The sequence below is a fragment of the Jutongia hominis genome, from assembly GCF_014384965.1.
GTDB lineage: Bacteria > Bacillota > Clostridia > Lachnospirales > Lachnospiraceae > Butyribacter > Butyribacter hominis.
In genome coordinates, this window is sequence record NZ_JACRSW010000027.1 from 165,802 (window position 1) to 188,669 (window position 22,868).

Annotated in this window: 21 protein-coding genes; all 21 read left to right on the plus strand. The window is 39.2% G+C overall.

The window, feature by feature from the left end; all coding sequences use genetic code 11:
* Positions 1-45: 45 nt before the first annotated feature.
* Positions 46-822: a CheR family methyltransferase gene (locus tag H8700_RS06240; RefSeq protein WP_249304363.1), complete on the plus strand. Its 777-nt coding sequence runs from the start codon at positions 46-48 to the stop codon at positions 820-822.
* Between the two features lie 65 nt (positions 823-887).
* Positions 888-1,841, plus strand: coding sequence for an MraY family glycosyltransferase (locus H8700_RS06245; protein WP_022142599.1), 954 nt, complete (start codon positions 888-890; stop codon positions 1,839-1,841).
* Between the two features lie 57 nt (positions 1,842-1,898).
* Positions 1,899-2,906 (plus strand): phosphate acyltransferase PlsX, encoded by a 1,008-nt coding sequence (gene plsX / locus H8700_RS06250; RefSeq protein WP_249304365.1) that lies wholly within the window; start codon positions 1,899-1,901, stop codon positions 2,904-2,906.
* 14 nt (positions 2,907-2,920) lie between these two features.
* Positions 2,921-3,154, plus strand: a complete 234-nt coding sequence (locus tag H8700_RS06255; protein WP_022142601.1) for an acyl carrier protein — start codon at positions 2,921-2,923, stop codon at positions 3,152-3,154.
* A 117-nt stretch (positions 3,155-3,271) separates the two neighbouring features.
* Positions 3,272-3,961, plus strand: coding sequence for a ribonuclease III (rnc, locus tag H8700_RS06260; protein ID WP_249304367.1), 690 nt, complete (start codon positions 3,272-3,274; stop codon positions 3,959-3,961).
* Positions 3,962-3,979: 18 nt separating this feature from the next.
* Positions 3,980-7,543 (plus strand): chromosome segregation protein SMC, encoded by a 3,564-nt coding sequence (gene smc / locus H8700_RS06265; RefSeq protein ID WP_249304369.1) that lies wholly within the window; start codon positions 3,980-3,982, stop codon positions 7,541-7,543.
* Between the two features lie 12 nt (positions 7,544-7,555).
* The gene (ftsY, locus tag H8700_RS06270) at positions 7,556-8,494 is read left to right on the plus strand and encodes a signal recognition particle-docking protein FtsY (RefSeq protein WP_249304371.1); all 939 of its coding nucleotides are present in this window, start codon (positions 7,556-7,558) and stop codon (positions 8,492-8,494) included.
* A 134-nt stretch (positions 8,495-8,628) separates the two neighbouring features.
* The gene (ilvA, locus tag H8700_RS06275; RefSeq protein ID WP_249304373.1) at positions 8,629-9,849 is read left to right on the plus strand and encodes a threonine ammonia-lyase; all 1,221 of its coding nucleotides are present in this window, start codon (positions 8,629-8,631) and stop codon (positions 9,847-9,849) included.
* Between the two features lie 35 nt (positions 9,850-9,884).
* A complete protein-coding gene (gene hisZ / locus H8700_RS06280; RefSeq protein ID WP_022142606.1) occupies positions 9,885-11,150 on the plus strand; it encodes an ATP phosphoribosyltransferase regulatory subunit in 1,266 nt (421 codons plus the stop codon).
* A 15-nt stretch (positions 11,151-11,165) separates the two neighbouring features.
* On the plus strand, positions 11,166-11,807 hold the full coding sequence (gene hisG, locus H8700_RS06285) for an ATP phosphoribosyltransferase (RefSeq protein ID WP_249304376.1): 642 nt from the start codon (positions 11,166-11,168) through the stop codon (positions 11,805-11,807).
* Positions 11,808-11,829: 22 nt separating this feature from the next.
* Entirely contained in the window at positions 11,830-13,122 is a 1,293-nt protein-coding gene (gene hisD / locus H8700_RS06290) for a histidinol dehydrogenase (protein WP_022142608.1), read from the plus strand.
* A gap of 77 nt (positions 13,123-13,199) precedes the next feature.
* Positions 13,200-13,793 (plus strand): imidazoleglycerol-phosphate dehydratase HisB, encoded by a 594-nt coding sequence (gene hisB / locus H8700_RS06295; protein ID WP_249304378.1) that lies wholly within the window; start codon positions 13,200-13,202, stop codon positions 13,791-13,793.
* 45 nt (positions 13,794-13,838) lie between these two features.
* Positions 13,839-15,101 (plus strand): bifunctional phosphoribosyl-AMP cyclohydrolase/phosphoribosyl-ATP diphosphatase HisIE, encoded by a 1,263-nt coding sequence (gene hisIE, locus H8700_RS06300; protein WP_249304380.1) that lies wholly within the window; start codon positions 13,839-13,841, stop codon positions 15,099-15,101.
* 47 nt (positions 15,102-15,148) lie between these two features.
* A complete protein-coding gene (locus tag H8700_RS06305) occupies positions 15,149-15,334 on the plus strand; it encodes a hypothetical protein (protein ID WP_249304382.1) in 186 nt (61 codons plus the stop codon).
* A 19-nt stretch (positions 15,335-15,353) separates the two neighbouring features.
* Entirely contained in the window at positions 15,354-15,836 is a 483-nt protein-coding gene (locus H8700_RS06310; protein ID WP_249304384.1) for a CYTH domain-containing protein, read from the plus strand.
* A 73-nt stretch (positions 15,837-15,909) separates the two neighbouring features.
* Positions 15,910-16,794 carry a sulfide/dihydroorotate dehydrogenase-like FAD/NAD-binding protein gene (locus H8700_RS06315; protein ID WP_249304386.1) on the plus strand — a complete coding sequence of 295 codons (885 nt, stop codon included), beginning with the start codon at positions 15,910-15,912 and terminating at the stop codon, positions 16,792-16,794.
* Between the two features lie 117 nt (positions 16,795-16,911).
* Positions 16,912-18,300, plus strand: coding sequence for an NADPH-dependent glutamate synthase (gene gltA, locus H8700_RS06320; protein WP_022142614.1), 1,389 nt, complete (start codon positions 16,912-16,914; stop codon positions 18,298-18,300).
* Between the two features lie 650 nt (positions 18,301-18,950).
* Positions 18,951-19,901: a DUF5688 family protein gene (locus tag H8700_RS06325; protein WP_249304388.1), complete on the plus strand. Its 951-nt coding sequence runs from the start codon at positions 18,951-18,953 to the stop codon at positions 19,899-19,901.
* A gap of 105 nt (positions 19,902-20,006) precedes the next feature.
* The gene (locus H8700_RS06330) at positions 20,007-20,576 is read left to right on the plus strand and encodes an NUDIX hydrolase (RefSeq protein WP_022142616.1); all 570 of its coding nucleotides are present in this window, start codon (positions 20,007-20,009) and stop codon (positions 20,574-20,576) included.
* A gap of 40 nt (positions 20,577-20,616) precedes the next feature.
* Entirely contained in the window at positions 20,617-21,759 is a 1,143-nt protein-coding gene (locus H8700_RS06335) for a PP-loop family protein (RefSeq protein WP_249304390.1), read from the plus strand.
* Positions 21,760-21,853: 94 nt separating this feature from the next.
* Positions 21,854-22,801: a nucleoside recognition domain-containing protein gene (locus H8700_RS06340; RefSeq protein WP_249304392.1), complete on the plus strand. Its 948-nt coding sequence runs from the start codon at positions 21,854-21,856 to the stop codon at positions 22,799-22,801.
* Positions 22,802-22,868: the final 67 nt, after the last annotated feature.

Sequence of the window (22,868 nt, forward strand, 5' to 3'; positions counted from 1 at the left end):
TTGGCGTGTTTTTTAGCTTATGTTCATGGAAAAGGAGAAAAGTTTATGGGAGATTATGAAGTATTTAAGGAGAAAGTGTTTCAACTGACAAAAATTGATCTAAGCTGCTATAAAGAGCGTCAGATGAAAAGACGGATCGATGCTTTGATCACAAAAGCAAAGATTACTTCTTATGAAGCATATATCCAGGTATTAAAGACGAACAAAGATATGTTAGAAGAATTTGTGGCATATCTTACAATCAATGTCTCAGAGTTTTATCGTAATCCGGAACAGTGGAAGTTATTGGAAGCGGATATCTTTCCTTACCTGTTAAAAAAATTTGGCAATACGATCAAAGTATGGAGTGCTGCCTGTTCGACAGGTGATGAACCATATACATTGGTTATGGTCTTATCAAAATTCATCCCATTGAATAAAATACAGATTATTGCTACGGATATTGATAAGCAGGTATTAGAAAAAGCACAGCTTGGCATTTATGATGAAAAAAGCCTGAAAGGTCTTCCGGAAGAGTTTAAGGACAAGTATTTTACGAAGATTACAGATAAGAAGTTTCAGATCAAGGATGAAGTCAAGAAATGTGTAAAATTCAGCCAGCATAATCTGCTCAAAGATAAATATCCTGATCGCTGTGATCTGATCGTATGTCGTAATGTTATGATCTATTTTACAGAAGAAGCAAAGCAGGTAATGTATCAGAAATTCAATGATGCATTGAAAAAGGATGGTATTCTTTTTGTGGGAAGTACCGAACAGATCATTTCTCCGGCTACGTACAGCTTCTCAACCTATAAATCGTTCTTCTATAAAAAAGAATAATAGTAAAAAGACTGAATGTGTTTTAGAAATAAGAATATATAAAGTAATACGAAGGAGATTATAAGATGTATCAATTCTTAGTTGATTTCATGTCAGCCAATCAGGTTATAATGATTGGCATGCTTGTGGCATTTGTTTTAACATTTTTATGCCTGCGTTTTCCGTTTTCTTTTCTTCCGAAGGACCAGGGAAGAGAATATGCGATCAATGGTGCACTTTCAAAAGGAAAGATCCGCGGTGTCGGACTGATCCTGACAGCGGTATTTATTCTTGTAACACTATTGGTGCTGCCTGTTGACAGAGAATATGTTGTTTATTGTATCTTGTTATTTGCAATGATGCTTAGCGGATATCTCGATGATGCATCTAAGAATCCATGGAGTGATTATAAAAAAGGAGCGATCGATCTTGTCTTAGCCCTTTTGACGATGTGGAATTTTGTCAATTATAACCCGACAAAGATACATATCGGAAGTTTTGAATATGAAATTCCCGTGGCAGTTTTTTTTGTATTGGGGGTAATATTGATCTGGGTATCGATCAATGTGACAAATTGTTCCGATGGTGTGGATGGGCTTTGCGCGAGTCTTTGTTGTGTTACGATGACAGCGTTTGCGTTGCTGTTTTTACAACCTCTAGGAAAATATGCAGCCACATTATTTATTTTCGTAGCTGTTTTATTAGCTTATCTGTGCTTTAATTCTAAACCAAGCAGTATGTTGATGGGTGATGCCGGTTCCAGAGCATTGGGATTTTATATTGCTGTGATCGCAATGAAGACCGGACATCCGTTTGTTTACATTTTGCTGGCGGCAGTTTTGATCGTAGATGGTGGTATTGGTCTGATTAAGATCTTTTTGCTCCGCTTTTTGAAAATTGCTGTTTTGAAGAATACTCGTACACCGTTACATGATCATGCAAGAAAAGGAAAAGGATGGTCTGATACACAGGTTGTATTCCGTTTCTGTATTATTCAGATCCTGTTTGTATTGTTTGCCTATCTGGTCGTTGCACGATAAACATTTTTTTAGTACAATATTTTTTTAGAGATGTAATATGAATGGAGGCTTAGACACATGAGTGAAAATATAAAAGTAGTAGTAGATGCGATGGGAGGAGACAATGCACCTGAAGTTACGGTAGAAGGTGCGGTCGAAGCATTAAAGGTATCGGATAAAATTTCTATTATCCTGACCGGACGTACCGAAGATATCAAAAAAGAATTACAAAAATATTCTTATGATGAAAGCCGCATTTCAATCGTGCAGGCAGATGATGTGATCGGTTTTGATGAACCACCGGTTATGGCGATCCGTAAGAAGAAAAATTCTTCCATCGTTGTCGGATTGAATCTCGTAAAACGAGGAGAAGCGGATGCTTTTGTATCGGCAGGAAGTACCGGTGCAATCTTAGTTGGAGGCCAGTTTGTTGTGGGAAGGATCAAAGGAATTGAAAGAGCACCGTTAGCACCATTGATCCCAACAGCAAAAGGCCCTTCATTATTGATTGACTGTGGAGCAAATGTGGATGCACGTCCTTCTCATTTGGTACAATTTGCAAAAATGGGTTCGATCTATATGGAGCATATTGTCGGCATTAAAAATCCAAGAGTAGCGATTGTAAATATTGGCGCAGAAGAAGAAAAAGGGAATATGTTAGTAAAGGAGACATATCCTTTATTAAAAGAATGCACAGATATTAATTTTGTAGGCAGTATTGAAGCAAGAGATATTCCAAACGGTGATGCAGATGTCATTGTTTGTGAAGCTTTTGTCGGAAATGTTATTTTGAAATTATATGAAGGTCTTTCCAATACATTGATGCATGAGATTAAAGCAGGTTTGATGTCGTCTCTTCGCAGCAAGATTGGTGGTCTTTTGATCAAACCGGCATTAAAGAAGGTTGTAAAAGGCTTTATCGGCGAAGATCAGGGTGGAGCACCATTATTAGGATTGAAAGGTCTTGTTGTGAAAGCACATGGAAGCTCTGGTGCAGATGATATTAAGAAAGCGATCATTCAGTGTATTCAGTTTAGTGAAGAAGAAATCAATGAAAAGATCAAGGAAAATATCATAACAGATTAAGAAGGTGAATGCATATGGGATTTGAAAAGCTGCAAATGATCATATCAGAAGTGTTGGGGGTACAGGCGGAAGACGTTTTGCCGGAAATGTCATTCGTTGATGATTTGGGTGCAGACTCACTTGAAATTTTTCAGATCATTATGGCAATTGAAGAAGAATTTGATGTTGTCATAGACGAAAATGCAATAGAAATGATTGAAACTGTTGAGCAGGCTTATCAGGCAATCGGGCAAAGTGAAGATATCTAAACTTTTGTTACATTGTATGGGATAAGCAAAAAATGTATTTTGCAAGCCCTGTATGCGTTTTGAGTTCCGCAGACAGGGTATTGTTCGTTATAGAGAACACATGATATGAGGTGAATTATGAAACAGGAAAAAAGAATGGAATTTGAAAAAAGAATCGGATATTCTTTTAAAGATCCGGAGCTGCTTGTGACTGCTTTGACACACAGTTCTTATTCAAATGAAATACGATTGAAAAAGCAGGAATGTAATGAACGACTGGAATTTTTAGGAGATGCAGTTTTAGAATTGATCTCTAGTGAGCAGATCTTTCGGAATCACCCGGATCAGCCGGAGGGAGATCTGACGCGTATCCGTGCAAGCTATGTATGTGAGCCGACACTTGCGTTATGTGCAAGAGAAATCTGCCTTGGAGACTATTTGCAATTAGGCAGGGGCGAAGACAGGACGGGCGGAAGAGAAAGAGATTCTATTTTATCAGATGCAATGGAAGCGACGATCGGAGCGGTCTATATGGATGGAGGCTTTGAAAGTGCGCAGCGTTATGTAGAAGAATTTATCTTAAAAGATATTGAAAAGAAGTCCCTGTTTTATGACAGCAAGACTTATTTGCAGGAAATCGTGCAAAGGGATTTAAAGAAATTAGAATATGTCTTATTGAAAGAAGAGGGCCCGGATCATAATAAATCCTTTGAAGTCGGTGTGCTTATTGATGGAAAACAGCTTACTACTGCTGTAGGACGAACGAAGAAAAAAGCGGAGCAGGCGGCTGCCTATGAAGCAATTCTGCTTTTGGAGGATAAGAAATAAAAGTAGAGGAGAACAAAGATGTACTTAAAAAGTCTGGAGGTTCACGGTTTTAAATCATTTGCCAATAAAATGCTGTTTGAATTTCATAATGGGATCACTGCGATCGTTGGACCAAACGGAAGTGGAAAAAGTAACGTAGCAGATGCGGTCCGCTGGGTTCTTGGTGAGCAAAGTGCCAAGCAGCTTCGTGGTGCAAAGATGGAAGATGTCATTTTTGCCGGAACACAGCTTCGTAAACCACAGGGGTTTGCCTATGTTGCGATTACGATCAGCAATGAAGATCATAAATTAAATGTGCCATATGAAGAAGTCAAGATCGCCCGGCGTGTATATCGTTCCGGTGAAAGCGAATATCTGTTAAATGGTGCTTCCTGCCGCTTGAGAGATGTACAGGAGCTTCTTTTTGATACCGGTATCGGTAAAGAGGGCTATTCGATCATCGGACAGGGACAGATTGATAAGATTTTAAGTGGTAAACCGGAGGAAAGACGTGAGCTTTTTGATGAAGCTGCCGGAATCGTAAAATACAAGAAAAGAAAAGCAGCAGCAGAAAAGAATCTGGAAGAAGAGAGACAAAATCTTGTTCGTGTCGAGGATATCTTATCCGAATTAGAAAAACAGGTAGATCCGTTAAGGGAGCAATCGGAAAAAGCCAAGGAATATCTGGCTTATAGAGACGAACTTCGTAATCTGGATATCAATTTATATTTAGAAGAATATAACCGTATGCAGGAAGAAATCAAAGAAGTCGAAAAGAAACAGGAAATTGCGGCAAAAGATCTCGAAGATGCCGGAAAAGAGTTAGATCAGACAAAAGAAGAATACCGCAAAGTAGAAGAAAAGTTAGAAGAATATAATAGAAAGATCGATCAGCACAAAGATCAGCTTACGACAGATAAGATGCTTCTGACACAGTCAGAAAGTGATATTAAGGTGTTGCAGGAACAGATCCATGCAGTCAGACAAAACAAAGAGCATACACATGATCTTGTAGACTCTTTGAATCAGAGATTAGAACGTGCAAGAAAAGAAAAAGAAGAGTATCTTGCACAAAAAGAAGAGTTAGAACAAAGCATCGCCTCATTACAGAGCAGTCAGCAGGCAATGGAAAAAGAAGCAGTAGAGCTGTCAGAACAGATTAGAATCTTAGAAGATAAAATTGCAGAAAATAATAAAAAGAAGATCACATTTTTAAATGATAATACCAATGTAGTATCAGAACAGCAGCGTATGAAAACGCTTTTAGAGCAGAATAATTTAGAAAAAGCGAAATTGACAAAACGCATTCTGGAGAACAAGTCAGAAGCGGCTGTTTTGACAGAAACATTAGAAAAAGAAAAGTCCGTTTATGATGATGTTACAAAGAAGCTTACTGAAATGGATAATATTTATCAGGAGCATCAAAGACAGCAGGAGCATTTAGACAGAGAAATGGACAATTTAAGACGGGAACACCGTGATACGCAGCAACGTTATCATATGGAACATTCCCGTTTAGAATCATTGAGAAACCTAACCGAGCGTTATGACGGATTTGGTCAGAGTATTAAGCGTGTGATGGAGCAAAAAAAGCAATATCCGGGAATTATCGGTGTTGTCGCGGATATCATTCGTGTACAGAAAGAATATGAACTTGCAATTGAGACTGCATTGGGTGGAAGTATCCAGAATATTGTTACTGACAATGAGCAGACAGCAAAAGCAATGATTGCACATTTAAAGAAAAACAAATATGGACGAGCTACGTTTCTTCCTCTTACAAATATGCGGGCGAAACCTGTGAATCTGTCAGGTAATCTGATGGCAGAGCCGGGTGTGATCGGTATGGCATCTACTTTGGTATCCGGTGAAGAACGTTTCTCGAATCTGATTGAATATCTGCTTGGAAGATTTGTTGTTGTGGATCATATTGACCATGCGATTGCATTAGCAAAGAAATATCATCATACGATCCGTATTGTGACAAAAGAAGGAGATCTGTTGAATCCCGGCGGTTCAATGTCCGGTGGTGCTTTCCGTAACAGTAACAATCTGCTAGGCCGCAGACGGGAAATGGAAGATCTTGAAAAACGTTCCGAAGAACTTAAAAAAGCGTTAAAAGAATTGTCTCTTGATATGACGCAAAAAGAAAAGCAGTCCGAAGAGATCGAAAAGAAGATGGCAGATCACAGAAATATCAGACAGGAGCTTAGTTTAAAGCAAAATACAGCCAGATTGCATTATGATCGTGCCAAAGAAGATCTGGAGAAAAATCAGGAAAAACTCGATCTGATCCAGATTGACAGTAACAGGATAGAAGAACGTAAGAATACACTGCATCAGGATATGGAAACAATCAATCAGAAGATGCATTTGAATGAACAGGAACGACAGCACTGTGAAGAAGAAAATAAAAAATATAATCAGGAGTTAGAACAAAAGAAAGCATTATGGCAGGAAGAAAGTCAGAAAAAATCGTCTATGACATTGACGATGAACCAAAAGACGCAGTCGTGCCGGTTCTTGTGTGATAATATCGAACGTCTGGAACATTCGATGTCAGAACTGAACCGGGAATTAGAAGAGGTTGCCAGAAACGGAGAAGATGCTGACAGACAGGTGCTGCAAAAAGAACAGGAAATTCTTGCAAAAGAAAAGCAGATGGAAGACGAACGGGAAGAGATTTCTAAATTAAAAGTTCTGATCGAAGAAGTAACAAAAGAAAGAGATGCCTGTAACGAATTGCATAAAGGATTTTTTGCAAAACATGAAGAACTTGCAGAAAAGAAGAGTGCATTGGATCGCGAATGTTTCCGTTTGCATAACCAGGCAGAAAAGATTGCCGAGCGTCTTGACAGCCGGACAAACTATATGTGGGAGCAGTATGAACTGACCTATCATAAGGCAGAAGAGCTTCAGGTAAAAGTGGATGTATCATTTGCGGAAATGAAAAACCAGATCAGCCGGTTAAAAAATCAGATGAAAGCCTTAGGAGATGTCAATATCAATGCAATCGAACAGTTTAAAGAGGTAGAAGAACGATACACTCTTTTGAATGGTCAGCATGATGATCTCGTGGAGGCTGCGGAGGTATTGGTCGGTATTATTGAAGAACTTGATACGGAGATGCGAAAGCAGTTTGAAATACAATTTGCTGAGATACGTAAACGATTTGATCAGGTGTTTAAAGAGCTTTTTGGTGGTGGCCGCGGTACATTGGAATTAACGGAGGAAGAAGATATTCTGACTGCCGGAATCCGTATCGTAGCACAGCCGCCCGGAAAGAAATTACAAAATATGATGCAGCTTTCCGGTGGAGAAAAAGCATTGACAGCGATTGCATTACTTTTTGCAATACAAAGTTTAAAACCTTCTCCATTCTGTCTGTTAGATGAGATTGAGGCAGCACTGGATGATTCGAATGTAGACCGTTATGCGGAATATTTACATAAACTTACAAAAGATACACAGTTTATTGTGATCACACATCGTCGTGGTACGATGAATGCAGCAGATATCCTTTATGGTATTACGATGCAGGAAAAGGGCGTATCAACGTTAGTATCCGTCAATCTGTTGGATGAAAAAGAGATTGCCGATTAGAGGAGGAAAGAGATGAGCGAGAAAAAAGGTTTTTTGGGTAAACTGATCAGTGGCCTGACTAAGACAAGAGATAATTTAAAATCAGGAATTGATTCTATTTTCAGTGGTTTTTCTGAAATTGATGAAGATTTTTATGAAGAATTAGAAGAAGTATTGATCATGGCAGATATCGGAGTAGCTACAACAGAAAAGATCATTGATGATCTGAGAGAAAAGGTCAAAGAACAAAAGATCAAAGAAATTTCCGTATGCAGAGAGCTTTTGATCCGTTCGATCAAAGAGCAGATGCGTGTAGAAGAGACTGCCTATGAGTTTGAGCATGAAAAATCAGTTGTTTTACTGATTGGTGTCAATGGTGTCGGCAAGACAACTTCTGTTGGCAAGTTAGCCGGACAGTTAAAAGCACAGGGAAAGAAAGTTATTCTTGCCGCAGCGGATACATTCCGTGCTGCTGCGATCGAACAGCTCACAGAATGGTCAAACCGTGCCAATGTGGAATTGATTGCAGGACAGGAAGGCGGTGATCCGGCAGCAGTTGTTTATGATGCAGTCAACGCAGCAAAAGCAAGAAAAGCAGATGTATTGATCTGTGACACAGCGGGAAGACTTCATAATAAGAAGAATCTGATGGAAGAACTTCGTAAGATCAACCGGATCATTGACAGAGAATATCCTGAGGCACATAGAGAGACACTCGTTGTCTTGGATGGTACAACAGGACAGAATGCTTTAGCACAGGCAAAGCAGTTTGGTGAAGTAGCCGACATCACAGGTATTATCTTGACAAAGCTTGATGGAACAGCCAAAGGCGGCATTGCAATCGCTATTCAGTCAGAGATGCATATTCCGGTGAAATATATCGGAATCGGTGAAAAGATTGAAGATTTGCAAAAATTTGATGCGGATGCTTTTGTAGATGCACTCTTTACAACATCAGAGCATATGGAGTAAAATAAAAGATAACTGTTTTCAAAACCACATGGTAAAAAGGGGATGACGGAAGGATCAGAAAGCGGACAGGTTTACAGATCCACTGTTTTCCTATATATTAGATATGATAGAATGGTCAGAATGGAGGAAACCATATGTTGACATTAGAAAAATTTGAGGAAGCTTCTGAAAAAGTAAAAGAAGTGGTATTACCTACCAATCTTATTTATAGTGAATACTTTTCGGCACAGACCGGAAATAAAGTATATTTAAAACCGGAAAATATGCAATATACAGGTGCTTATAAAGTAAGAGGTGCTTACTATAAAATCAGCACATTGAGCGAAGAAGAGAGAAAGAAAGGTCTGATCACAGCATCTGCGGGAAACCACGCACAGGGTGTTGCTTACGCAGCAAAGATCTATGGTGTGCCGGCTACGATCGTTATGCCAACAACCACTCCTTTGATCAAAGTAAACCGTACAAAGAGCTATGGAGCAGAAGTGGTTTTATATGGCAATGTGTATGATGAAGCATGCCAGTATGCGTTAAAACTTGCAAAAGAAAAAGGTCTTACCTTTGTGCATCCGTTTAACGACGAGACAGTAGCAACCGGACAGGGAACAATCGCAATGGAGATCTTTAAAGAATTGCCGACAGTAGATATTATTTTAGTACCGATCGGTGGTGGCGGACTTGCAGCCGGAGTGTCAACGCTTGCGAAACTGTTAAATCCGAATATCAAAGTGATCGGTGTAGAACCGGCAGGAGCAAGCTGTATGAAGGCTTCTTTAGAGAAAGGCGAAGTTGTAACCTTACCGGAAGTCAATACAATCGCTGACGGTACGGCAGTAAAAACACCGGGAGATATTGTGTTCCCATATATTCAGAAGAACATTGATGATATCATTCAGATCGAAGACCAGGAATTGATCGTCAATTTCCTTGATATCATGGAAAATCATAAAATGTTAGTTGAAAATTCAGGTTTGCTGACTGTAGCAGCATTAAAACATCTGGATTGTAAAAACAAGAAAGTTGTATCGATCTTAAGTGGCGGTAACATGGACATTATCACATTATCATCTGTTGTACAGCATGGACTGATCCAGAGAGGAAGAGTCTTTACCGTATCGGTACAGCTTCCTGACAGACCGGGTGAGTTAGGTAAAGTGGCAAATGTCATTGCCGAAATGAAAGGTAATGTGATCCGTTTAGAGCATAACCAGTTTGTAAGCATTAACCGAAATGCAGCAGTAGAACTTCGCATTACAATGGAAGCATTTGGGCAGAATCACAAAAAAGAGATTATCGACCGCTTGAAAAAAGAAGGCTATACTCCGAAGGAGGAAAGTCCTACAGGAATTTATGAATAGCCGGTTGATACATCCAAAGGAGGAGCATAAATACTATGAATCAGATCAGAGATGAGTTTCAGGAAAACATGGAAGGACAGGAATTACTGCACACGCCCGGTGGGGTCCGTGATGTGTATGGAAGAGAATGTGCCAGAAAAATGCATGTCAAGAAAGAAGTCCATCATATCTTAAAGACACATGGTTTTCAGGATATTGAGACACCGGCTTTTGAATACTTTGATATCTTTAGCAAAGAACGTGGTACAGTACAGTCAAGAGAAATGTTTAAATTCTTTGACCGTGGCAATAACACATTGGTTTTAAGACCGGATGTCACACCTTCTATTGCACGCTGTGTTGCAAAATACTGGCGTGACGAAACAATGCCGATCCGTTTATGTTATACCGGAAAGACATTTGTTAATACGCCGCCGTATAAGGGAAAGCTTCAGGAAGTGACACAGGTTGGTGCAGAATGTTTTCATGATGATACATCGGATACTGATGCTGAAATGATCGCTATGACGGTGGAGTGCTTAAAGCAATGCGGATTAAAAGAATTTCAGTTGGAAGTCGGTCATGCCGATCTTTTCCGTGGCCTGGTAGAAGAAGCCGGCATTTCACAGTCAGAAGCACAGGAACTCCGGGAACTGATTGTAAGTAAGAACTTTTTTGGTGCACAGGAATTTGTAGGACGTCTGGAAGTCGCTGATTCTTTAAAAGAAATCTTTGAAAAGCTCCCTGAATTGTTAGGAGACTTGACAGAATGTGTTCAATTTGTCAAGGAACGTACAAAGAATGAACGCGTTTTACAGGCGTTGGAACGTTTACAAAAAGTAGAAGAAATTTTAGGCTGTTATGGTTGTCTGGATTATGTAACCGTTGACTTTAGTATGTTAAGCCAGTACAGCTATTATACCGGTGTGATCTTTAGAGCATATACATATGGAAATGGCGAAGCATTGGCAACCGGTGGACGATATGACGGACTGGTGCAGCAATTTGGTAAAAAAGCTTCGGCAATCGGTCTTGCAATCGTGATCGATCAGTTGATGTTAGCGTTGACAAGACAAAATCTTTTTGAAGATACCACGCTTGGAGGCGGTATTTTATTGTATCCACAGTCGTTACGTAAAGAAGCAATCGGACTTGCACAGAAATATCGCAAGGAAGGAAGATGCATTCAGATGCTTCGAAAGGCTTCTGCAAAAAGCGTAGAAGAATATTTAGAATATGCAAAAAGAGCTGATGTGGAAGAATTGATCTATCTGGAAGCGGTAAATAAAGTGGAGACCTATACAATAAAAGGCAACAAATAAGAATGGAGATTACGTATGAAATATATAACATTCGCTTTAGCAAAGGGACGTTTAGCAAAGCAGACGCTTGCATTATTAGAACAGATCGGTATTACCTGTGAAGAAATGAAAGATGAAAAGACCAGAAAGCTGATCTTTGTCAATAAAGAACTTGGATTTAAGTTTTTCTTGTCAAAAGCCAGTGATGTACCGACTTATGTAGAGCTTGGTGCGGCAGATATCGGTGTCGTGGGAAAAGATACGATCTTAGAAGCCGGAAGAAAGCTTTATGAAGTATTGGATCTGAATTGTGGAAAGTGCCGTATGTGTGTAGCAGGGCCGGCAAGTGCCAAAGAGCAGTTAAACAACGGATCACTGATCCGTGTGGCAAGTAAATATCCAAGCATTGCAAAAGACTATTTTTATAATAAAAAACATCAGACCGTCGAGATCATTAAACTAAACGGATCTGTGGAATTAGCACCGATCGTCGGACTTTCAGAAGTGATCGTGGATATTGTAGAGACCGGTTCCACATTAAGAGAGAATGGACTCGAAGTGTTAGAAGAAATTTGCCCATTATCTGCAAGAGTTGTTGTTAATGAAGTGAGCATGAAGATGCAGCATGAGCGCATCACAAAGCTTTTGAAAGACTTAAAGAAAGTGATTCCGGAATAGAAGATAAGGGGGAACAAAGGATATGAGAATTGTAAAATTAACAGAAACTGAAAAGGCCGGTATTTTGGAAAATCTCTTAAAGAGAAGTCCAAACCAGTATGGAAAGTTTGAAGCAACGGTCAATGAGATCTTAGAAAATGTCAAGAAAAATAAAGACAAGGCACTGTTTGAATACACAAAGAAATTTGATGGTGTTGATATTACAACTAAGACATTCCGTGTAACAAAAGAAGAGATTAAAGAAGCTTATACAAAAGTGGATGAGCATTTGATTGAAGTGATTCGCAAAGCAATCGTTAATATCAAAGCATATCATGAAAAACAGGTTCGTTACAGCTGGTTTGACAGTAAGCCTGACGGTACATTGCTTGGTCAGAAGATTACAGCATTAGAGCGTGTCGGTGTCTATGTTCCTGGTGGAAAAGCAGTTTATCCGTCTTCTGTATTAATGAATATTATTCCGGCAAAAGTAGCAGGTGTTGACCGCATTGTGATGACAACACCGCCCGGAAAAGACGGTAAGGTTTATCCGATCACTTTAGTTGCTGCAAATGAAGCTGGAGTGGATGAAGTCTATAAAGTTGGTGGTGCCCAGGCAATCGGTGCTTTGGCATATGGTACAGAGAGTATTAAAAAAGTAGATAAGATCGTAGGACCGGGTAATATTTTTGTTGCTCTTGCCAAAAAAGCAGTCTATGGTCATGTCAGCATTGATTCGATCGCAGGTCCGAGTGAGATTTTAGTTCTTGCAGATGAAACAGCAAATCCGCGTTATGTTGCAGCCGATCTGTTATCACAGGCAGAGCATGATGAGATGGCATCCGCGATCTTAGTTACAACAAGCGAAGAACTCGCAAAGAAGGTATCCGACGAGGTGGACGGCTTTGTCAAGGTGCTTTCAAGAAGTGAGATTATTCAGAAATCATTGGATGCCTATGGTTATATTTTAGTAGCAAAAGATATGGAAGAAGCGATCGACACCGCAAATGAGATTGCATCGGAACATTTAGAGATCGTTACAAAGAACCCGTTTGATACGATGACACGTATCCGTAATGCAGGTGCAATCTTCCTTGGAGAATACAGCAGTGAACCGCTTGGCGATTACTTTGCCGGTCCAAACCATGTACTTCCAACCAATGGTACCGCAAAATTCTTCTCACCGCTTTCTGTGGATGACTTTATTAAGAAATCAAGTATCATTTCTTATTCGAGAGAAGCATTGGAACTTATTCATCAGGATATTGAAGATTTTGCGACAGCAGAAAAGCTGACAGCACATGCTAATTCGATCGCTGTCCGTTTTGAAAAATAAAGCAGAAGTAAAGCTGTCGGAATAGCACGCTCCGGATAGAGTATACTGTAAAATATAGTTTAGAAGTGAGGAATATTATGGATGAAAAAAGATGCGTGACAGTTACACGTAAGACAGGAGAAACTGATATTACGATCAAATTAAATCTGGATGGATCGGGAAAAGCAAGGATTCAGACCGGTATTGGCTTTTTTGATCATATGTTAAACAGTTTTGCAAGACATGGTCTGTTTGATCTGGAAGTTGATGTAAAAGGAGATTTAGAAGTCGATTCGCACCATACGATAGAGGATACCGGCATTGTACTCGGACAGGCAATCTTAGAGGCTGTCGGAGGCAAAAAAGGGATCAGACGTTTTGGAAACTTTATCTTACCGATGGATGAGACACTGGTCTTATGTGCACTGGATCTGTCCGGTCGTCCGTATTTACAGGAAAACCTTGTTTTAACCGTGCCAAAAGTTGGGGAGTTTGATACAGAAATGGTACATGAATTCTTCTATGCGGTAAGCTATAGTGCAGGAATGAATTTACATTTAAAAATGTTAGATGGACAAAATAATCACCATATCATTGAAGCTGCTTTTAAAGCGTTTGCAAAAGCACTTGATGAAGCGACATCATACGATGAACGTATTTCGGATGTCCTTTCTACAAAAGGCAGTCTTTAAAAGCATAAGGAATGAAACAGTGGAAAACACAGAATGGAGGAGAGTATGAGTCAAAAGAAACTGATCCCATTTATTAATGCGGAAAACGAGATGCCGGGGAGCGTGATCAGTCTGGCTGACCGCTATGCCTGTGAAGGGGCAGATGGTTTATATCTGTATAATTTTACCGGAGATGAAAAGTCACGCGAAGAATTTTTAGCAACGGTTCGTCAGATTGAAAAAAAGATCGACATTCCGTTCTATGTCGGAATTTATGTGGCGCGCTTTGAGGATGCAAAAAAGGCACTGTACACAGGTGCTTCTATGGTTGTGATGCGTAAAGCTTTGCTTCCGGTTGACAAAGAGCTTCAAGAGATCACAGACCGTTTTTCAAAAGACAAGCTTGCGCTGGAAGTGGATATGCGTGCTGACTTTATGACAGCAGAGCAGTTAGATGAGTATTATGAACTCGGAATCGGAACAGCGGTATTAAAGCATATTGACACGACACCAAGCTTTTCGGATACGATCGCTCAGACAAAGATGAGGGTCATGGTTCGTGATGGTCTGATACGTAATGACTTAGCAGAAATCTTATCATATGATACGGTTAGTGCGGTTCTTACGAACTATTTTGAAGATAAAGATATCTATAAAGCAAAAAAAGCGTTGAAAAAGAAAAATGTGGATGTGGAAGTATTTGAAAGCCTGATTGATTTTTCTGATTTTAAATTGCTTGATAATGGACTGATTCCTGTGGTTGTGCAGGATTACCGCACAAACGAAGTGTTGATGGTGGCTTATATGAATGAAGATTCTTATAAGATGACGATTGATACCGGGAAAATGACATATTATAGCAGAAGCCGTAAGAAACTCTGGCTCAAAGGGGAAACTTCCGGACATTTCCAGTATGTAAAGTCCTTGATGATCGATTGCGATAATGATACAATACTAGCAAAGGTCCGTCAGATCGGAGCAGCATGTCATACCGGAAACAGAAGCTGTTTCTTTAAAGAACTTGCAAAAAAGGATTATGTTTCTACCAATCCTTTGACGGTTCTGATGGATGATTATGATATTATCATGTCACGTAAGAACAATCCCAAAGAGGGTTCGTATACAAACTATCTGTTTGATAAAGGTATTGATAAGATCTTAAAGAAATGCGGCGAGGAAGCAGTAGAGATCATTATTGCGGCGAAAAATCCGGATGCAGAAGAGTTGAAATATGAAATTGCGGATTTTCTGTATCACATGATGGTTCTGATGGCGGAATGTGGTCTTGACTGGAATGATATTACAAAGGAACTTGTAAACAGACGTTAAGCAGATCAAAGGAATAATGTGTATGATCGGGAAGGCAGGGTGAAGCAATGTTAGTAGCTTTATTAGCAAAGGGAATCAGTGATTTTACATTTGGTGGTGCTTTTTTATGGTACCTGATCAAATATCTTATATTTGGCGCTATGGCTTTTGTAGCAATTTTATGTGGAATTAAATTACGTAAAAACAAGATTGCAAAGACAGAAGCTGCCAATCAGGAAAAAGCAGATTCCTAAAAGGCAGGGACAAGAAAGCATGGAGATTGAAAAGAAATTTCAGATAAAAAGACTGCCGGAACAATTAGAACAATATCCGAAAAAAGAGATTGAACAGGGATATCTATGTATCAATCCGGTTGTCAGAATACGCAAAAGCAATGAAGAATATATTTTGACGTATAAAGCAAGGGCACAGGCAGCAGTCAAAGATATGCATATCAACCGGGAAGTGGAAGTTTCGCTGACGAAAGAAGGATATCTCCATTTAAGGGAAAAGATCGATCATAATCTGATCGAAAAGACAAGATATCTGATCCGTTTAGAAGATGGGCATATGGCGGAACTTGATCGGTTTCATGGAAAGCTTGAGGGCTTATGCTTTGTTGAAGTAGAGTTTGCCAGTGAACAGGATGCAGACTCTTTTATTCCACCGGCATGGTTTGGAGAAAATGTAAGTAAAGATAAAAGATATACAAACAGTTTTTTATCACAATGTGATAGTCTGGATGTATTTCAATAAAAATTCGCAAGGAAAAGCAAGGGTATAGAATGATCCGCTTGCGAAGAAACAAAAAGAAAGATGGAGGCTCATTATGTATAAGATTTTAAAAAAAGAGTATCTTGCTAACAATATCTGGCTTATGGATATTGAAGCACCAAGAGTAGCTAAGTCCTGTCAGCCTGGACAGTTTGTTATTGTCAAAATGGATGAAAAAGGAGAGAGAATTCCTTTGACAGTCTGTGATTATGATCGTGAGAAAGGAACTGTAACCATCGTATTCCAGACAGTTGGCGCATCGACAACAGAAATGGCAAAATACGAAGTAGGTGAGTCGTTCATGGATTTTGTGGGACCTTTAGGATGTCCTTCTGAACTGATTGAAATGCCATTAGAAGAATTAAAGAAAGAAAAGATTCTTTTCGTCTGTGGCGGTGTTGGTACTGCTCCGGTATATCCACAGGTAAAATGGATGAAAGAGCATGGTGTTGATGTGGATGTTATCATTGGTGCCCGTACAAAGGATATTATGATCTTAGAAGATGCTATGAGAGAAGTAGCAGCAAACTTATATATTGCAACAGATGATGGATCTTACGGTTTCAAAGGAAATGGATGTGATCAGATCAATGAACTTGTGAAGAACCAGGGCAAGGAATATACAAAAGTGGTTGCAATTGGTCCGATGATCATGATGAAATTCGTATGTCTTTTGACAAAAGAGTTAAATATTCCAACAATCGTCAGCATGAATCCAATCATGGTAGATGGTACCGGTATGTGTGGTGCATGTCGTCTTCAAGTTGGTGATGAAATTAAATTTGCATGTGTTGACGGTCCGGAATTTGATGGTCATTTAGTTGATTTTGACCAGGCAATGCAGCGCCAGAGAATGTATAAAACAGAAGAAGGCCGTGCTATGTTAAAACTCAAAGAAGGCGATACACATCATGGCGGATGTGGTCATTGCAATGGCTAAGACGATGCAGTATAGCTTGCTGGGAAATAGTCAAAAAGAAAGTGTAGATTAAGAAAGAACTATATCCGGTATCCGAACGTTACAGAAGAAACCGGATCAGAAAGAAAGGATAAAATCATGGAAGTAGATGTATTAAAAAGAGTGCCTGTTCGTGAGCAGGAGCCAAAAGTTCGTGCAACAAATTTTGACGAAGTCTGCCTGGGTTATAATAAAGAAGAAGCAGTTGCAGAAGCATCCCGCTGTTTACAGTGTAAAAATCCACAATGTGTAAAAGGATGTCCTGTTAATATCAATATTCCGGGATTTATTAGTGAATTAGTAAAAGAAAATGTAGAAGGAGCTTATCAGGTGATCAGCCAGTATTCAGCTCTTCCGTCTGTATGTGGTCGTGTATGTCCGCAGGAAAGCCAGTGTGAAGCAAAATGTATTCGTGGAATTAAGGGAGATGCTGTATCAATCGGTAAGTTAGAGCGTTTTACAGCAGATACAGCAAGAGAAATGGGTATCAAGCCAACAAAAGCAGAGAAGATGAATGGCAAAAAGGTTGCTGTGATCGGATCCGGTCCTGCCGGTCTTACCTGTGCCGGAGATCTTGCCAAACTTGGCTATGATGTCACGATTTTTGAAGCCTTACATAAGGCAGGTGGTGTATTATCTTACGGAATTCCTGAGTTCCGTCTTCCAAAGAACAAAGTTGTTGATAAAGAAGTAGAGAATGTCAAATCACTTGGCGTTAAGATTGAGACAAATGTTGTGATCGGTAAAGCCACAACCGTTGATGAGCTTTTAGACGAAGAAGGTTTTGATGCAGTCTTTATCGGATCCGGTGCCGGACTTCCTAGATTCATGGGTATTCCGGGTGAAAATGCAAATGGTGTATTTTCGGCAAATGAATATTTAACAAGAAGCAACTTGATGAAAGCGTTTGATGATACTTATGAGACACCGATCATCGCAGGAAAGAAAGTGGCTGTAGTCGGTGGTGGTAATGTAGCAATGGATGCCGCAAGAACAGCACTTCGTCTTGGCGCAGAGGTTCATATCGTATACCGTCGTAGTGAAGAGGAACTTCCTGCCAGAGTAGAAGAAGTACATCATGCAAAAGAAGAAGGAATCATATTTGATCTTTTATCAAACCCGGTAGAGATCTTAGAAGATGAAGAGGGAAATGTAAAAGGTATGACATGCATCCGTATGGAACTCGGTGAGCCGGATGAATCAGGACGTAGAAGACCGATCGAAGTAAAAGGCTCTGAATTTACATTAGACGTAGATACCGTGATCATGTCACTTGGTACAAGTCCAAATCCATTGATCTCTTCTACAACAAAAGGACTCGATATCAATAAGAGAAAATGTATCGTGGCAGAAGAAGAGAACGGACAGACTTCAAAAGCAAAAGTATATGCAGGTGGAGATGCCGTAACAGGAGCTGCTACGGTTATTCTTGCTATGGGTGCAGGAAAAGCAGCAGCCAAAGGTATTCATGAATATTTAAGTAAGTAAAGAAAGACTGTTATGACGATACTTTTACAAGTACAAATATGACAGATGGTTCTTTGGGTGGACCGGGTAGCAATACACCGGGTGGAAACGGACCGGGAGGAAATACTCCGGGTGGCTTTAAACCTTGGAATTCTTAATCGTCAATAGACAGATTCTACAAAAGACAGTATAGAAAAAAGAAAGATTGCACAAGAAAAAGTTGGAAAATTCCTCCTTTTCCTTGTGCTTTTTTGTGAATAGTGCTTTTTTCCTTTGTTTAAATTCGTATAAAGTTGCTCTTGGTTTAAGAGAAAAAGATATGCTATTCTTTTGGCATAGAAATTCTTATATGCAGAATACATACAGAGTCTGCAATCTATTAGATCTATTTTTTCTATAGTGTAACCGGAGCGGTTACATTCTATATAGGTATTAGTTCTATCGGAGCTTATCTGTTCTAAATCAAGCGTGCAAATATCTTGCAATGATCAAAGATCAACTCTCCCCAAAATGATTTAGTTGTTTTGTATAACATGATCGTAAATAATAAGACACATTCATAAGGAAACGTTATTTGTTACGAAAGAAAAGAATTTCTTACAGGTATTACTTTGGTTTATGGATCATAGCGTATCCGGGTGGGATTTAACAAGGAAAAGGAGTAAAAATGTATGGGAAAACAAAGAGAAACGTATCAGGCCTTTTGTGAAATTATCGTAAACAGAATAGAAGAACAATTTGCACAGGATGCGATCGTGCAGGTCAATACGGTTGTGAAAAACAATGAAGTTGTCTATGATGCTTTAAATATTATTGTAGAAGGAGAAAAGATATCACCGAATTTTTATTTACAGCAATATTATGAAAGTTACAAAACAGGAGATTCTATCGAAGAGATTGTAGTTGCAATTGCAGAAGCATATTACAGATCACTGGAAGAAAGAGAAAAGATCAATTTTAATCTTGATTTTGCATCATGCAAAGAAAGGATTGTTTTTCGTCTGGTTTCTTTTTCAAGAAATAAACGCATTGCATCCAAAGTACCATATCTGCCTTTCATGGATATGATGGTCACATTTCATATTGTGATGCAGCAGACAAAAGAAGAACTGGGGTCTGTCAGGATTACCAGAGAAATAGCAAAGAAATGGAATGTCGACACAGAACAGTTATTTGAATTGGCAAGGCAGAATACACCAAGGTTGTTTCCGGTCAAGATCTGTACGATGTATGCGATGATGACAGAAATGATGGAAGAAAATGTAAACGAATGGGAAGGATTTTCTATTACACCAAACCTGACAGAGGCAAAACAGGAACCTTATGTTGTCACAAATACAATGGGGATCAATGGTGCTGCAGTGATTTTGTATCAGAATGTATTAGAAAAGATTGCTGACAGACTCAAAGGTGATTATTATATCTTACCAAGCAGTATTCATGAAGTATTAGCAATACCAATGCAGCAAGATCTGTCACAGGAGGAGTTAGCACAAATGGTATGGGAAGTCAATGCAACTTGTGTACCCAAAGAAGAAATTTTATCAGGTTCAGTCTATTGCTATGACAGTAAAGCACATAAGATAGAATTATGTTTTAACGAACAGGAAATCTGTGGATAAGTATGTGATCTTAGCGTAGATTGATAGCAAACTTGTTGATTGACGTATAAAAAAAGCTGTCATATAATGAGAAAAGTTGAAATGAAAATAGAAATGAGGCTCATTATGAAATTTGAATCGATAAAAAAAGTATTAACCGGAAAATTTATTCATCGCTATGATATTACATACCGGGTTTCGGATGGAAGTCAGAAAGTCTATGAGATGATCAGTAGAAATCCAAACATTCAGACACATGAAGAATTACAAGGTAAAAAGCCAGATGCAGTTGTGATTATTATGCATGATAAAAAGAATGAGAAGATTTTGTTGAACAGAGAATTTCGTCTTGCGACAGGTGCATGGGTTTATAACTTTCCGGCCGGGTTGATCGATCAGGGGGAAGAACCACAGCAGAGTGCTGCCCGTGAACTGAGAGAAGAGACCGGACTGACATTAGATAGAGTCTGTGATATCATTCCGATGAGTTATAGCGCGATTGGCTTTTCTAATGAAACCAATGTATGTGTTGTTGGTATTGCGAGCGGAGCATTTCATCAAAGTACATCAGCAGTTGAAGAGATTGAAGCACGCTGGTATACAAAAGAAGAGGTCAGACAATTGATCGCAACACAGCCTTTTGCTGCCAGAACACAGGCATATTGTTATCTGTGGAGTCGTCAGGACAATGCGTAGCAATGGATCATGGAAAATTAAAAAGATTTGAGGTACACAAATGGCAGAACACAAAGAGATCACATGGAAAGAACTTAATGGAACACAGGAATACTTCTTATTAGATATCAGAGATAAAGCAGCATTTCAATATGGAAATGTAAAAAAATCTGTTAATATACCGATGGAAGAGTTAGAAGAGCGGATCAACGAGATTCCCAAGGATCAAAAGATCGCTGTTTATTGTAAAAGAGGCATGGTCAGTAAAGAAGCGGTGGAATTGTTATGCGAAAATGGACGGGATGCTTATGAACTCGAAGGCGGCTATTCGAAATATCTGTTAGAGATGATGCAGGCGGAAGAAGAAAGCAGTACCGACCGGAAAGCAGATATTGAACGAAGCATACAAAAGAAGTTTCATAAAGAATTGTTTAGTAAATTTGCAAAAGCGATCAACACATACGATCTGTTACAGGAGGGAGATAAAGTTGCTGTCTGTATTTCGGGTGGAAAAGATTCGATGCTAATGGCAAAATTATTTCAGGAGATCAAAAGACATAATAAGTTTCAATTTGAACTTGTCTTTTTGGTTATGGATCCCGGTTACAGCCCGATGAACCGTCAGATGATCGAAAACAACGCAAAAATAATGGGAATTCCGCTTACAATCTTTGAAAGTAATATTTTTGAAGCGGTTTATGAGATTGAAAAGTCTCCATGCTATCTGTGTGCACGTATGAGAAGAGGATATCTTTACAGTAAGGCAAAAGAGCTTGGTTGTAATAAGATCGCACTCGGTCATCATTATGATGACGTGATCGAAACTATATTAATGGGGATGCTGTATGGTGGTCAGGTACAGACAATGATGCCGAAGTTACACAGTTCAAACTTTGAAGGAATGGAGCTGATCCGTCCGTTGTATCTGATCCGGGAGGATGATATTAAAAAATGGCGTGATTACAATGATCTTCATTTTATTCAGTGTGCCTGTCGTTTTACGGATACCTGTACAACCTGTCGTGAGGATGGCAGTGTCGGTTCAAAGCGTATGGAGATTAAAAATCTGATCGCGCAGTTAAAGAAGACAAATCCTTATGTGGAAAGCAATATTTTTAAGAGTGTGGAAAATGTTAATCTGAGCACAGTCATTGCATATAAGAAAGACGGTGTGAAACATTTCTTTGCGGATGAATATCAATAGGAACAGGTTATTTTGTGACCTGGCATTATTTGTGATCATACTTTTTGTGATATTTTCATATAAATAGAGCAAGGGTTCATGGCAGGTAACGTCTATGAAGCGTAAAATAGGAATTCTTTTTGCGTATTTAGTGATCGTGTTTTTTGTTTTTTCCCCGGAAACGGTTTGTCAGGGAGCAAAGACCGGATTGTTGTTATGGTTTCAGACCGTTCTTCCGGCATTGCTCCCTTTTATGATCGTATCCGGTTTTTTTGTAAAGAAAAACATCACGGATTCCATCAATAAAATGGCAGCACCGTTTTTTACAGAAATGTTTCACATTTCAAGACCGGCATCTTATCCGGCTTTGATCGGTATGCTTTCCGGGTATCCGATCGGAGCAAAAACAGTTGCGCAAATGTATGAAGAAAAACAGCTTGATAAAGCAGAAGCACAATATCTGCTTTGTTTTTGTAATAATGCAAGTCCGATGTTTCTGATTGAATTTATCGGAGTCGAGTGTATGCACCTGTCTTTTCCTATCACGGTTTTGGTGTTGATCTATACAGCCGGATATTTAGGAAGCCTGATCGAACGGCATACCATGAAAAAAAGAAGTATAAAAAATGCAATACCAAGACATAATAACGACGGTAAACAAAAGAAGCAAAAAGAATCCCCATCATTGGTGGAAGCACTGGATGAGTGTATTCTGGATTCTTTTGTTACGATCACAAAAGTGGGGGGATATATTATTTTATTTTCGATTTTTGCTAAAATCGTTGCGGATTGGTTACCGTTTTCTGCTATAATAAAATGGATTATGATTGGTCTGTTAGAGATTACAACAGGAGCAAGTATGATAGCACATGCACCACTTGCTGAATGTATAAAAGATGCAGCGTTAGTCAGTCTTTGTGCTTTTGGCGGGTTTTCGGGTGCAGCACAGACAGCAAGTGTTATCAGCAATACGGATCTTTCTGTCAGACGTTATCTTTATGTGAAATTCCGTCAGGCAGTTATTGCCGGTATACTTGCGCTTATCTTATTTTTCATTCTCTGACAGTCCGAAGAAATATACTCTCGGAATTTTCTAAACGAAAAAAACGTTCGAGAAAATTCGTTTTGAG

Excerpts from the sequence above, each read along its gene's own strand:
- H8700_RS06240 (WP_249304363.1), top strand. The coding sequence starts at position 46 with ATGGGAGATTATGAAGTATTTAAGGAGAAAGTGTTTCAACTGACAAAA.
- H8700_RS06325 (WP_249304388.1), top strand. The coding sequence starts at position 18,951 with ATGGGAAAACAAAGAGAAACGTATCAGGCCTTTTGTGAAATTATCGTA.
- plsX (WP_249304365.1), top strand. The coding sequence starts at position 1,899 with ATGAGTGAAAATATAAAAGTAGTAGTAGATGCGATGGGAGGAGACAAT.
- ftsY (WP_249304371.1), top strand. The coding sequence starts at position 7,556 with ATGAGCGAGAAAAAAGGTTTTTTGGGTAAACTGATCAGTGGCCTGACT.
- H8700_RS06310 (WP_249304384.1), top strand. The coding sequence starts at position 15,354 with ATGGAGATTGAAAAGAAATTTCAGATAAAAAGACTGCCGGAACAATTA.
- gltA (WP_022142614.1), top strand. The coding sequence starts at position 16,912 with ATGGAAGTAGATGTATTAAAAAGAGTGCCTGTTCGTGAGCAGGAGCCA.
- H8700_RS06245 (WP_022142599.1), top strand. The coding sequence starts at position 888 with ATGTATCAATTCTTAGTTGATTTCATGTCAGCCAATCAGGTTATAATG.
- rnc (WP_249304367.1), top strand. The coding sequence starts at position 3,272 with ATGAAACAGGAAAAAAGAATGGAATTTGAAAAAAGAATCGGATATTCT.
- hisG (WP_249304376.1), top strand. The coding sequence starts at position 11,166 with ATGAAATATATAACATTCGCTTTAGCAAAGGGACGTTTAGCAAAGCAG.
- hisZ (WP_022142606.1), top strand. The coding sequence starts at position 9,885 with ATGAATCAGATCAGAGATGAGTTTCAGGAAAACATGGAAGGACAGGAA.
- H8700_RS06330 (WP_022142616.1), top strand. The coding sequence starts at position 20,007 with ATGAAATTTGAATCGATAAAAAAAGTATTAACCGGAAAATTTATTCAT.
- ilvA (WP_249304373.1), top strand. The coding sequence starts at position 8,629 with ATGTTGACATTAGAAAAATTTGAGGAAGCTTCTGAAAAAGTAAAAGAA.
- smc (WP_249304369.1), top strand. The coding sequence starts at position 3,980 with ATGTACTTAAAAAGTCTGGAGGTTCACGGTTTTAAATCATTTGCCAAT.
- hisD (WP_022142608.1), top strand. The coding sequence starts at position 11,830 with ATGAGAATTGTAAAATTAACAGAAACTGAAAAGGCCGGTATTTTGGAA.
- H8700_RS06255 (WP_022142601.1), top strand. The coding sequence starts at position 2,921 with ATGGGATTTGAAAAGCTGCAAATGATCATATCAGAAGTGTTGGGGGTA.
- H8700_RS06335 (WP_249304390.1), top strand. The coding sequence starts at position 20,617 with ATGGCAGAACACAAAGAGATCACATGGAAAGAACTTAATGGAACACAG.
- hisIE (WP_249304380.1), top strand. The coding sequence starts at position 13,839 with ATGAGTCAAAAGAAACTGATCCCATTTATTAATGCGGAAAACGAGATG.
- H8700_RS06340 (WP_249304392.1), top strand. The coding sequence starts at position 21,854 with ATGAAGCGTAAAATAGGAATTCTTTTTGCGTATTTAGTGATCGTGTTT.
- H8700_RS06315 (WP_249304386.1), top strand. The coding sequence starts at position 15,910 with ATGTATAAGATTTTAAAAAAAGAGTATCTTGCTAACAATATCTGGCTT.
- H8700_RS06305 (WP_249304382.1), top strand. The coding sequence starts at position 15,149 with ATGTTAGTAGCTTTATTAGCAAAGGGAATCAGTGATTTTACATTTGGT.
- hisB (WP_249304378.1), top strand. The coding sequence starts at position 13,200 with ATGGATGAAAAAAGATGCGTGACAGTTACACGTAAGACAGGAGAAACT.